The following is a 12,140-nucleotide window of genomic DNA, read 5'->3' as shown; positions in this document are numbered from 1 at the left end:
CGAGCCGGCCCCCTTCGTTCCTGGCGGTTCGATCGCTCTACTCCCTGTGATGAAAGGAGCGGCTCCTCTATGGCGACCTCTCTCCCCATGCCCACTCCCGACTACAGCCTGACTCCGGACCAGCTCGCCGAGCTGTCCGACCGCAGCCTGCTCATCCGCTTCCTCGAGCCGGTGCTCGCCCCTCTGCGCGGCGCGTCCGATATTCGCAAGAAAGAAGCGTTCGATGCGCTGCCGCAGAAGCTTCGACCGCTGTTCCTGCTGCGCGTGCTCGACGGGCACGCTGCCGGATCCGCCTGGGAATACTATGTCTGGACAGGCATGCTGCTCCAAACGCCTGATACATGGGCGGGGCTGCTTGCAGCTTTTCGGGAGCTCGGCTCGCTGGAGCTGCTCGAGACGCTCGCCGATACGGCCGCCGTCCATCGCAAGCGGCTTGAAGGTAAATCGCCGGCTCCGCCTCCGGCCGCATCCGATTTCGAGCGCGAGCCGGGGCTTCGCGCGGAGATGGAGGCGCTCCATGCGGCTTACGAGCCGGCAGTGGCCGAGGCTTACCGCGCCGCCGCCGAGCGGGTGCGGTCCGCTCTTCGTCAAGCAGCCTATCCTCCGGGTGCCGGGACAGGCTCCGAATAGGATCGGGCCCGCATGGGCGGATCAAGTCTCTGGAAGAGTACGCGGACGAGATCGGAGCCTTGCCGGCATCCGATGCCGTACGCCCATCTGTACGGATTCCTGCTCTGACCTGCCACACGAACCAAGAGGTGATCGCATTGTCACGACCGACCTTTCTGCTCGCCCCCGATTCGTTCAAAGAAAGCATGACGGCCAAGGAAGCCTGCATCGCGATGGAGGCCGGCCTGCGCAAGGCGTTCCCCGACGCCCGCTTCATCCACGTCCCGATGGCCGACGGCGGAGAAGGCACCGTCCAGTCGCTCGTCGACGCGAGCGGCGGCCAGCTCGTCGCCGAGGAAGTGGCCGGCCCGCTCGGCGAGCGCGTCCTTGCCCGCTACGGCATCCTCGGAGACAGCGCCACCGCCGTCATCGAGACGGCGTCCGCCAGCGGCATCCAGCTCGTGTCCAAGGAGCAGCGCAACCCGCTCCTCGCCACCACCTACGGAACCGGCGAGCTCATCCGCGCCTGCCTGGACCGGGGCATTCGCAAAATCATCGTCGGCATCGGCGGCAGCGCGACGAACGACGGCGGGGCCGGCATGGCGGAGGCGCTCGGAGCCCGGTTCCTCGATGCGGACGGCGCCGAGCTGCCCCGAGGCGGCGGCAGCCTCGGGCGGCTGGCCCGGGTCGACGTGTCCGGGTTGGATCCGAGGCTGGCCGAGGCCGAGATGATCGTCGCCTGCGACGTCACGAATCCGCTTTGCGGCCCGACCGGAGCGTCGCATGTGTTCGGTCCGCAAAAAGGCGCGACGCCGGAAATGGCGCTGGCGCTGGACGCCGCCCTGTCCCGCTACGCGTCCGTCCTCGCGGAGCAGCTCGGCAAGCCGGTCCGCGATCTCCCCGGAGCCGGAGCGGCCGGCGGACTCGGAGCGGGATTGCTCGCGTTCACGCCGGCGACCTTGCAGCGGGGAATCGACATCGTCATCGACTGCTCCGGGCTGCGCGAGAAGCTGGCAGAGGCGGACTATTGCTTCACGGGCGAGGGCGGCATGGACTTCCAGACCCGGTTCGGCAAGACGCCGTTCGGCGTCGCGAAGGCGGCCAAGGAGGCGGGCAAGCCCGTCATCGCGCTGGCCGGATATGTCGGCGACGGCGCGGAGACGCTGTACGAAGAGGGTATCGACGCGATCTTCGGCATCGTGCCGGGAGCGTCCGAGCTGGAGCGGCTGCTCGCGGACGGGCCGAAAAACGTGGAGCGGACCTGCGAGAGCATCGGCAGGCTGCTCAAGCTCCAGCAGCCGCCGCGAGAAGCGCTGTAAGCCCGCCGCCCTGCGCCCCCGCTAGCCGCCCTCCCGCCGGCCATGCTACGATAGGGAGAACACGACCATCCCGCCGAGAGGAAGCTGACCCCGTGAATGAACCCCTGCTGACCTACACCCTCGCCGATGCGCGTCCGGAGGACCTGCCGGCGATCGTGGACATCTACAATACGACGATCGCGGGCCGCATGGTGACCGCCGATCTGGAGCCGGTGACGCCCGTCCAGCGGCAAGCCTGGTACGACGAGCACTCGCCGGACTTTCGCCCGCTCTGGGTGCTGAAGGACGGCCAGGGAGCCGTCGTCGCCTGGCTGAGCTACCAGTCGTTCCACCCGCGCGCCGCCTACAACGGCACGGCCGAGATCAGCATCTACCTCTCCCCCGCCCTGCGCGGCCAAGGCCTCGGAGGCCGGCTGCTGCAGCGCGCGATCGACGCCTGCCCGGGCCTCGGCATCCACTCGCTCGTCGGCCTCGTGTTCGGCCACAACGAGCCGAGCCTGCGCCTGTTCGAGAAGCATGGCTTCGACGTCTGGGGCCGCCTGCCCCGCGTCGCGGTCCTCGACGGCGTCGAGCGCGATCTCGTGTATGTCGGGCGAAAGATCTCTACCGCTTGACTGCGCGACGCGCTTGAACAAAAGAGCTGCCCCTGCGGTCCATCTCATGGACCCGCAGAGGCAGCTCTTTTTTCAACGATCGGACAGCCGGGCATCCGCCCCTACGACAACGACCTTGCGTCCGGTCGAGGCGCCGCGCAGCAGCTCCTTGGCGGCGGCCGGCACCTCGGTCAGCTCGACCTCGGCGATCAGCTCCTCCAGACGGCGAGGCTTCAGATCGCCGGCCATCCGCTTCCACAGCCGCTTGCGCAGCTCCCGCGGCGCCCATACGGAGTCGATGCCGTGCAGGCTCACGCCGCGCAGGATGAACGGGTATACGCTCGTCGGCAGCTCGCCGCCGCCGGTCAAGCCGCAGGCCGTGACGGCTCCGCCGTACTTCATGCGGCTGAGCAGGCTGGCCAGCATCGTGCCGCCGACGCAGTCGACCGCTCCCGCCCAGCGCTGCTTGTCGAGCGGCCGCGCCTCCTGCGGCTGCAGCTCCTCGCGAGGCAGGATCCGCGCCGCGCCGAGCTCCCGCAGCCGCTCATGCGCCTCCTCCTTGCCGGAGACCGCCTCCACCTCGTAGCCGAGCCGGGCCAGCATCGAGACGGCGAGCGTGCCGACGCCGCCGCTCGCGCCGGTGACGACGACCGGTCCCGACGACGGAGAGACGCCGCTGTCCTGCAGCCGCTGCACCGACATCGCCGCGGTCAGGCCGGCCGTGCCGAGCGCCATCGCCTCGCGCTCGGTCAGGCCTTTCGGCAGCGGAACCGCCCAATCGCCGGGAACCCGCGCGAACTCGGAGTAGCCTCCGTGCTGGCTGACGCCGAAGCCGTAGCCCGTCACGATCGCTTTGGTCCCCGGCTTGAGCCGCTTGTCCGAGCTCTTGACGATCTCGCCCGCCGCGTCGATGCCCGGGATATGCGGGTAGCGGCTGACGATGCGCCCGTCGGGCTCCATCGCCAACGCATCCTTGTAGTTGATGCTGGAATAAGCGACCTTCAGCAGCAGTTCGCCCTCCGGCAGGCGCGCCTCCTCCACGGTCTGGACGGACGCCTCCGCTTGATCCTCCCGACGGTCCGCCACGAGCGCTCTGAAATGCATGGGGATTCCTCCTATCGGTTATTTCGCTTTTAATAGAATGAGCTTGCTACAAAACGGCTCATCAGTGAAAATGAATCTAACAACCCTTTGGGCAGAGAAAGGAATCCTGCCGTGCTTAATGAACATTTTATCCAATCCGCCTTGCGAAATCTAATGGCTGCGAAACAGCTGAGAGTCGATCCGCTTCTGCTAGACGTCGGCGTTTATTTAGCGGGATATGCGGCAGAATGTAGTTATAAAGCCATTCTCGAATACTATATGAACGTCTCGACTGCCAAAGCCTTTCAGCATAATTTGAGCGAAATGAGCCTCAAAGGCTTGAAACGCTTGAAAATGCTCATGCCTCACACCGAATCAATGTCTTTGCCCTCCCTCGATTCAAATGCGGTTCTTTATCGGCATCATCCTGAACGTCGATATGCTGCGAATTATTTATGGGAGCAGGAAGAAGCGCGTGAAGCGATCGAATCGGCCTCGCTCTTGGTGGAATCGACTCTTTTTGAAATGATTCTCGATGGAAAAATAGAGCGAAAGGAGCTCGGTCTGTCATGATTACTTTTTCCGATGCCCTTCGAGAGTGCCAAAAGGCGGTCCTGGACACGAACTTGGATGAATACGCATCCGAAATCACGATCATCCGGGATGTCAAAGGCAAAGTCAGGCTGATGGCGGACGGCGTTGCTCCGTCCGATCTGGAAGCGTGTCAGGCAGCGGAGATCGAGCTGGCTCGCAGGCTTGGCGTGTACTGGGGAGATGATCTGTGGGTACGCTCTCCCCATGAGCGCGATCCGCATCGATCCCTTGCCGACATCGTCAAATCGGAAAGAAAGCCAGTTGAATGGGAGTCCGATCTGATCCTTTCCAATCCGTCCTCCTGCAGCCTCTTTATTTTAGAACGACATGCGGCAAAAAAAAGCTGGGTGGAGAAAAATGCGAATGAGCCATTATGGCCCTTCCAGCTCGTGCAGGAAGGCCGTCGCCCTGCTATCGTTTCGTTCTATTCCTTTAAGGGCGGTGTCGGGAGAACGACCGCGCTAGCGGCCGTAGCCGTCAATCTCGCCCGTCAAGGGCTGAGGGTCGGCATTGTCGATTTCGATCTGGAGGCGCCCGGGGCGGGGAGCGTTTTTTATCCTAGGGAAACGGTATCTTTCGGAGTCGTCGATTATCTAATTGAAAAACCGATTCAAGGAAAGCAATGGTCCATTCGCAATCACCTTCAGGTCGTCTCTGATCAGCAGATCCTGGGAGATCAGGGAGAAACGATTCAACTGGTGCCTGCCGGGGTGATCGACGATCTTTACATGGAAAAGCTTTCCCGCATTGATTTCCATTCTCTTACCACAAATGATGCAGGAAAAAGCATTCGGGACTTGATTCGCGAGCTTTCGACAAGCGAGTATCGATTGGATCTTATTCTTGTCGACGCCCGCGCCGGTTTCCATGACATCGGCGGAATGGCTTTGACACAGCTCTCCCACGCTGCCGTCCTGTTCGGAGTGCAATCGGAACAAACCTGGTCCGGCCTGCGCCATGTCATTCGCCGCGCCGCCAACCTTTACGGCGATGCCCCGCTGCCTGTCATCATGGTGCATGCCATGGGACCAGAAGTCGGACTCGCGACTCAAGCTCAAGAAACGGCGATGTTCCGCGAAAGAAGCTACGACGTGTTTTTGGAAAATTACTATGGAGAAGGCGAAGTGGAGCGGATCAACACGAACAATGAGGATGAAGCCTTCTACCCTATCGTCGTTCCATACGATTCCAAGCTTCGAGGAGAAGTATCTCTTTATGGCGAATCAACGAGAGATATTGTTGAACTGTTTACAAGAGACAGCGGCCCTTACGTCAAGCTAAGCCGCAAGCTGTTAAGAATATTGGGAAAGGAGTCAGGTCATGCTGAGTGAGCTTAAACAAGAGCTTTTGCACGATATGAGCAAGATAACCAACGGCGGCATCACCGAAGACGAGGCCGGGGACAGCGATGCCGCATTGAAAAACTTTCTATACAACCCGGCCCATAAACGCGTCCTTGAGCCTGGAATCATCCTCATTCTTGGCGGCCGCGGGGCGGGGAAATCCGCTTTGTTCGAGATGCTGTCCGGCAAAAGCGGCCGAGAAGCGTTCACCTCGACTGCCCTGAACTCGCATCAGCCGAGCCAGGAGACATGGATTTCGGGATACGGCAGGAGCAAGGAATCCCGAATCAGCCTTCCCGCACCGGAGACAATCGAACGGGTCATTTCCAGCGCCAACAACTATCGAATCCGCTCTTTTTGGGTGGGGCTGTGGGTCGGCCAGCTTCTTCAGCATGATTCAGCGGAGCATCTTCGGCCTTTCTTCAACTCTTTGCCGCCGAGCTTGATCGAAGCGCTCACAAAGTCGTTAGGGGTGATCCAACGCTGGCTGCCTGACGTCGAAGAGCATTTGGATTACATTAATCAAGCTTTCGACGAAATGGACCAGCACTTGGCGGAACATGGACAGTGGCTTTATATGACGTATGACGAACTCGATCGGCTGACGACTTCGCACGACAAGCTGGCTGGCCCCATTCGGGAGCTGCTTGCCTTCTGGCTCGATCGCTACCGCAGATGGGAGCGAATCCGCCCCAAAATCTTCTTGCGGTCGGACTTGTTCCAACAAGATTATTTAGGCTTTCCCGATGCTTCAAAGCTGAGGCCGCATCAGCTGCAGCTGGAATGGACCACCTCGTGGCTGTATCAGCTTTTGATCAAGCGGATGGCCAATGGAAGCGACCGAATGAAACAGTATCTTGACCAGATTCCGGGATTGATCGTTCGCAAAGACGATCAGTTCGGCTATATTCCAACGCCAGATGAAGCGCTGCATGAAAAATTCATGACCCATCTTGTCGGGGAATTCATGGGCGCGGACGCGAGAAAAGGAAACTCATACCGCTGGGTTCCGAACCATCTTCAAGATGCGGAGAAAAGAATCGCCCCTCGCTCCTTCCTGAAGCTATTCGCCGGGGCTGCCCTGCAAGAGCTGAAGCGATTTGATTCCAAGCTGCTGCTTCAGAACAGGCTTGTGCAGCCATCCGCGCTGCAAGGAGCGCTGATGGAAACTTCCGAAGACCGCATCGCCGAACTGGCGCAAGAAGAATACCGGTGGCTCAACCATCTCAAGCCGAATCTGTACGGCATTACCGTACCGGCTCAAAAAGCCATATTCATCGATGCGATCAAACGTACGGAATGGACCAAAGACCAGCCTTTGGTGACTCAGCCTTCCGAGCTGATCGAATACATGAAGTCGCTCGGAATATTGGAACAGCGGTCGGATGGACGCATCAACATGCCTGAAATCTACTTGTACGGATTCAGAATGAAACGCATGGGCGGAGTGAAGCGTCCGAAATGACCAAAAGCGCCTGGCCCTCTTGGGGCCAGGCGCTTTTGGCGTCCCGCTCAAGGCGAATCCTCCGCCCAGCGGACCTGGTTGCGGCCGCTCCGCTTCGCGCGGTACAGCGCCCGGTCCGCCGCGGCGAGCAGCCGCTGGAAGTCCGCCCGATCGGCGGAGCTCGCGGTCGAGCCGCCGATGCTGACGGTCACCCGCGCCGGCCGGCTCTCCTCCTCGGCCTCCAGGCCGGCTCCTTCCATAACCGCCCGGCGGATCCGCTCGGCCAGCTCCTGCGCCTGATCCGCCCGGACTCCCGGCAGCGCGACCGCGAACTCCTCGCCGCCGATCCGGCCGAACAGCGCGCGCCGCTCGACGACCTGCTGCACGGAACGGACGAAGCCCTTGAGCGCCATGTCGCCGACTTGATGCCCATGCTCGTCGTTGATCCGCTTGAAGTGGTCCAGATCGAGCACGATCAGGCTGAACCCCTCCCCGTCCTCGAGGCTGAGCGACAAATGGCGCTGCGCCCGCTCCATGAAGCCGACTTGATTGTAGATGCCGGTCAGCCCGTCGGTCGATGCGCGGCGGCGTAAGTCCTGCTCCAGCCGCTTCGTCTCGGTAATGTCCGCGATGACGGACAGGCTGCCGAAGTAGACGCCCCGTTCCGACTCCAGCGGCGTCACCGTGATGCTGAGCCATACCTGCTGCTCGCTGCTCCCATCCGGGAAGGAGAGCTCGATCTCCAGCTCGCTGCGGCGCTCATGCGCCTGCAGCCACGACTCCGCTCCCGGCAGCAGCAGCGACAGCGGCAGCGCCGTCCAGTTGCTCCCCTCCTGCGCTCCGGCCTTGACCAGCAGCCGATAGGCGGAAGGATTGTAGTCCATCAGCCGATGGTCGGCATCGAGCACGACGACGCCCTCTTTCATGCTCTCGATCAGCTTGTCGCGGGCGAACGGCACGATATGCAGCAGCTGATAGCGGTAAAGGCCGTAGAAGATCATGATGCAGGCGGGAAGAAGCGAGGACAGGATCGAGCCGGCCGGAGTGGCGGACAGCTCGGGGTAGATCAGATTCGCGCTGATGCCGAGCACCGGCAGCAGCGCGCCTACGGCCATCAGCCCAAGCTGCCTGCGGCGCCGGCCGGCAGCGTCCCAAGCCGCTCGGAGCAGCAGCGACGCCCCGACCAGCTGGACGAGCTGCGTGTAGCCGATGAACAGCGTGCCCAGCGTCGTGCGGTGCGCGACGGTCAGGCCCGATGCGCTCACATGGACCTCCTGCCGCATCAGATGATGGGCGGTGTCCGTGAAGAACAGGATGAGCGCCGTGAGCGAGACGACCGACAGGGCGATGATGAGGCCCGGACGGATCCAGCGCTCGAGCTCGGCATGGACCATCGAGAGGAACAGGCTGGCAATCGGGAACAGGAAGATCGAGATTTGCGTCGCATTCCGCCAGAACAGCTTGGCTTCGAATTCCGGCATGGAATACTGCATGAGCACGGTGAAGCTGAAAAAGGCCGACAGCACCGCCATCCATATATAAAAGATCGTCCCCGGCACCTGCCGGAAACGGAATAGAATCAGCGACAAGGCAATCGGCACGCAAGCCGCCACAAGGCAGGAAGCGGTCATCAGCATAAGCAGTCCTCCACCAGTACGATTGATCCCCGGCCTTTCTCGGCCGCCGGGAAGCGGACGGATTCCGGGATATCTATTTCTTCGGTAAATTAGGCAACGAGAGTTAATTCCGGCCGCGGATCGGCATGCGTCGATCAAGTGAACAAAGCGGCATCATGTTAGAATGACTCCTGCAAGCGGATTCATAGGCAACGCAATGCGGCATTTCGGCCGACCTTCAAGGAGGAGGAACAGAACCATGAATCAAGATCCGATCCGCATCGGGGTCATCGGACTCGGCAATATGGGCTCCGCGCATGCCGGCTATTTGGCGCGGGGCGAAGTAGAGGGAGCGGTGCTGACGGCAGTCGCCGATCCCGTCGCGGCGCGGCGCGACTGGGCCCAGGAGCAGCTCGGGAACGAGGTGCGGACATACGGCAGCACGCAGGAGCTGATCGCCTCGGGCGAAGTCGACGCCGTGCTGATCGCGACGCCTCATTACGCGCATCCGGAAGAGGCCAAGGCGGCATTCCGCGCCGGACTGCATGTTCTGGTCGAAAAGCCGGCCGGCGTCTACACGAAGCAGGTGCGGGAAATGAACGAGGCCGCAGCGGCGAGCGGGCGCGTCTTCTCCCTCATGTACAACCAGCGCATGAATCCGCTCTACCGCAAGATGCGGGAGCTGATCGCGGACGGCGAGCTCGGCGAGCTGCGCCGGATCAACTGGATCATCACCGACTGGTACCGGCCGCAGAGCTATTACGACAGCGGCGGCTGGCGGGCGACCTGGGCCGGAGAGGGCGGCGGCGTGCTGATGAACCAGTCGCCGCACAACCTCGACCTTTTCCAATGGATTACCGGGCTGATGCCGTCGCGCATCCGCGCCTTCTGCGGCTTCGGCAAGCATCGGGACATCGAGGTGGAGAACGACGTGACGGCCTACGCCGAGTATGCGAACGGCGCGACCGGCGTCTTCATCACCTCGACCTGCGACGCCCCCGGCACGAACCGGCTCGAGATCAGCGGGGAGCGGGGCAAGCTCGTCGCCGAGGACGGCAAGCTGACGTTCTGGAGGCTGCGCGTCCCCGAGCCGGAGTTCAACCGCGACTACAAGGGCGGCTTCGGCTCGCCGGAGACGTGGCGCATCGAGGTTCCGCTGCCCGGCGGAGATCCGCAGCATCACCGCGCCGTCACGCGGAACTGGGTGGACGGGATCCGTACCGGCGCTCCGCTCGCCGCTCCGGGCGAGGAGGGCATCCGCGGACTCGAGCTGTGCAACGCCATGCTGCTGTCGACGTGGACCGACGGCTGGGTGGAGCTGCCGCTCGACGAGGAGCGCTACCTCCAGGCGCTGCAGGAGCGGATCGACGCCTCCAGCAGCCGCAAGGATCCGGCCGCGGCCGGCGCCAGGCTCGACGTGCAGGGCACGCACTGAGCCCGGCCGGTCAGGGAAGCTAGACGCAGGACCGAGAAAAAGGAGGAAGAACACCGATGAGCAAGGACGGCATGAACTACGCGCCGGAGGGCAAGCCGCGGCCGGTCGTGGAGCAAGGGGAGTTCCGCTTCGCGGCGGCGCATCTCGATCACGGCCATATCTACGGCATGTGCAACGGCTTGACCGAGGCGGGCGGCACGCTCGCCGCGGTCTACGATCCGCAGCCGGAACGCGCGGCCGCGCTGGCCGCGCGCTATCCCGGCGCCGTGGTGGCCGGCTCGCTGGAGGAGATTCTCCAGGATCCGGACATCCGGCTCGTCGCGGCGGCCGCGGTGCCAAGCGAGCGAGGCCCGCTCGGCGTGCGCGTCATGGAGCACGGCAAGGACCATTTCACGGACAAAACGCCGTTCACGGAGCTGGCGCAGCTGGAGCTGGCGCGCCAGACGGCTGCCCGCACCGGGCGCAAATACGCCGTCTACTTCAGCGAGCGGCTGCATGTGGAGAGCGCCGTCTTCGCCGGCAAGCTCGTCGAGGACGGCGCGATCGGGCGCGTCGTGCAGGTGATCGGCACCGGACCTCATCGGCTGAACGCTCCTTCCCGGCCGCGCTGGTTTTTCGAGCGGGAGCGCTACGGCGGCATCCTGTGCGACATCGGCAGCCATCAGATCGAGCAGTTCCTGCACTACGCCGGCTGCCGCGACGCGCAGGTGCTGAGCAGCAAGGTCGGCAACTTCGCGAACCCGGACCATCCCGAGCTCGAAGACTTCGGCGATGCGACGCTGCTCGGCGACAACGGCGCGAGCCAGTACTTCCGCGTCGACTGGCTGACGCCGGACGGACTGTCGACCTGGGGCGACGGCCGGACGATCCTGCTCGGCACGAAGGGCTACATCGAGCTGCGGAAGTACGTCGACATCGCCCGCGGCTCCGGCGGCGACCAGCTCTACCTCGTCGACGGCCAGGGCGAGCACCGGATGGAGCTTGGCGGCAAGGTCGGCTTCCCTTATTTCGGCCAGCTGATCCTCGACGTGCTGAACCGCACGGAGAACGCCATGACCCAGGAGCATGCGTTCAAGGCGGCCGAGCTCTGCCTGCGCGCGCAAGCTCAGGCGATCCGGATCGACAGCGGAGCGGGCGTCCTGCAGGCGCAGGCCCAGGCGGCTTCCGCCTCGGCAGCCGCGCAGGAATCCCGATCCGACTCCCCGCAAGGAAAGGAGCTCCGTCCATGAGCATTCGCCTGTCCGTCTTTACCGTCGCCACCCCGGACCTGCAGCCGGAGGAGCTCGCCGCCTCGGCGGCCGCCGCCGGCCTGCAGGGCATCGAGTGGCGCTACGCCCGCACCTCCGACGAGGCGCGCCAGCAGGCTCCGTCGTATTGGGGCAACAACCTCGCCACCATCCCCGTGGACGCCTCGGAGGAGGAGCTGGCTCGCTACGAGCGGGCCGCCTCCGCCGCCGGACTGCGCAGCATCGGCATCGCTCCCTATCTGCGCTGCGGCGATCTCGACGCGGCCGAGCGCGTGCTGGCCGCCGCTCGTTCGCTCGGCGCGGACATGATCCGGCTCGGCCTGCACGGCTATGACCGCACGCGGCCGTTCGGCGAGCTGTACGAGGAGCAGCGCCGCTACTTGGCGGAGGCGGCCGTATTATGCCGCCGCTACGGCGTCAAGGGCGTCCTCGAGACCCACCACGGCACGATCGCGCCGAGCGCCTCGGCGGCCGCGCGCCTGCTGGAAGGACTTGATCCCGATGCCGTCGGCGTGCTGCTCGATCCCGGCAACATGGTCCACGAGGGCTTCGAGAACTACCGGATGGGCATGGAGCTGCTCGGGCCGCATCTGGCTCATGTGCACATGAAAAACGCCGCTTGGACCTCGACCGAGCGCGAGGACGGCAGCGTGCGGTGGACATGCGGCTGGGCGGGCATGCGCCGCGGCATCGTCGACTGGGCGCAGGTGACGGCGGATCTGGCCGCCGTAGGCTACGACGGCTGGATCGGCGTCGAGGACTTCAGCGGCGAGCACCGCTCGCCGGAGATGCTGCGGCAATTCGCCGCCTACATGCGCGAGCTGCTGCAGGAGAGCGCGGCCCGCTAGCCGAGCCAG

At 63.7% G+C, this 12,140-nt stretch carries 11 protein-coding genes; 9 read left to right on the top strand and 2 right to left on the bottom strand.

What is annotated here, in order from left to right; genetic code table 11:
- The first annotated feature begins 69 nt into the window (after nt 1-69).
- From NYE40_RS02795 to NYE40_RS02785, 3 genes are all read left to right on the top strand, one after another.
- Complete coding sequence (locus tag NYE40_RS02795) at nt 70-630, top strand: hypothetical protein (RefSeq protein WP_127464512.1); 561 nt, start codon at nt 70-72, stop codon at nt 628-630.
- Between the two features lie 137 nt (nt 631-767).
- On the top strand, nt 768-1,928 hold the full coding sequence (locus NYE40_RS02790; protein WP_339279276.1) for a glycerate kinase: 1,161 nt from the start codon (nt 768-770) through the stop codon (nt 1,926-1,928).
- 92 nt (nt 1,929-2,020) lie between these two features.
- The gene (locus tag NYE40_RS02785) at nt 2,021-2,542 is read left to right on the top strand and encodes an N-acetyltransferase family protein (RefSeq protein ID WP_339279275.1); all 522 of its coding nucleotides are present in this window, start codon (nt 2,021-2,023) and stop codon (nt 2,540-2,542) included.
- A gap of 72 nt (nt 2,543-2,614) precedes the next feature.
- On the opposite strand, the gene NYE40_RS02780 is transcribed toward NYE40_RS02785, so the two are convergent.
- Nucleotides 2,615-3,625, bottom strand: coding sequence for an oxidoreductase (locus tag NYE40_RS02780; RefSeq protein ID WP_339279274.1), 1,011 nt, complete (start codon nt 3,623-3,625; stop codon nt 2,615-2,617).
- Nucleotides 3,626-3,736: 111 nt separating this feature from the next.
- Here NYE40_RS02780 and NYE40_RS02775 point away from each other — a divergent pair, with 111 nt between their 5' ends.
- Genes NYE40_RS02775 through NYE40_RS02765 form a run of 3 tightly spaced genes read left to right on the top strand, consistent with a single transcriptional unit; the run spans nt 3,737 to nt 7,006 of the window.
- Nucleotides 3,737-4,177 (top strand): hypothetical protein, encoded by a 441-nt coding sequence (locus tag NYE40_RS02775; protein WP_028597970.1) that lies wholly within the window; start codon nt 3,737-3,739, stop codon nt 4,175-4,177.
- On the top strand, nt 4,174-5,529 hold the full coding sequence (locus tag NYE40_RS02770) for an AAA family ATPase (protein ID WP_339279273.1): 1,356 nt from the start codon (nt 4,174-4,176) through the stop codon (nt 5,527-5,529). Before NYE40_RS02775 ends, NYE40_RS02770 begins: the two co-directional genes overlap by 4 nt.
- On the top strand, nt 5,519-7,006 hold the full coding sequence (locus NYE40_RS02765; RefSeq protein WP_028597972.1) for a hypothetical protein: 1,488 nt from the start codon (nt 5,519-5,521) through the stop codon (nt 7,004-7,006). The genes NYE40_RS02770 and NYE40_RS02765 overlap by 11 nt, the downstream gene beginning before the upstream one ends.
- Nucleotides 7,007-7,053: 47 nt before the next feature.
- Here NYE40_RS02765 and NYE40_RS02760 read toward each other — a convergent pair whose 3' ends face one another.
- Entirely contained in the window at nt 7,054-8,622 is a 1,569-nt protein-coding gene (locus NYE40_RS02760) for a diguanylate cyclase (protein WP_339279272.1), read from the bottom strand.
- A 238-nt stretch (nt 8,623-8,860) separates the two neighbouring features.
- On the opposite strand from NYE40_RS02760, the gene NYE40_RS02755 reads away from it, so the two are divergent.
- The 3 genes from NYE40_RS02755 to NYE40_RS02745 are packed head-to-tail and all read left to right on the top strand — an operon-like array spanning nt 8,861 to nt 12,131.
- Nucleotides 8,861-10,036, top strand: coding sequence for a Gfo/Idh/MocA family oxidoreductase (locus NYE40_RS02755; protein ID WP_028597974.1), 1,176 nt, complete (start codon nt 8,861-8,863; stop codon nt 10,034-10,036).
- 56 nt (nt 10,037-10,092) lie between these two features.
- Nucleotides 10,093-11,265, top strand: a complete 1,173-nt coding sequence (locus NYE40_RS02750; RefSeq protein WP_339279271.1) for a Gfo/Idh/MocA family oxidoreductase — start codon at nt 10,093-10,095, stop codon at nt 11,263-11,265.
- 2 nt (nt 11,266-11,267) lie between these two features.
- Nucleotides 11,268-12,131: a sugar phosphate isomerase/epimerase family protein gene (locus NYE40_RS02745; protein ID WP_028597975.1), complete on the top strand. Its 864-nt coding sequence runs from the start codon at nt 11,268-11,270 to the stop codon at nt 12,129-12,131.
- Nucleotides 12,132-12,140 lie beyond the last annotated feature (9 nt).

The sequence above is a fragment of the Paenibacillus sp. FSL W8-1187 genome, from assembly GCF_037965485.1.
Lineage (GTDB): Bacteria > Bacillota > Bacilli > Paenibacillales > Paenibacillaceae > Paenibacillus_O > Paenibacillus_O pasadenensis.
Note: the sequence above shows the minus strand (reverse complement) of the source record. Positions and strands in the feature narration are given on the sequence as shown.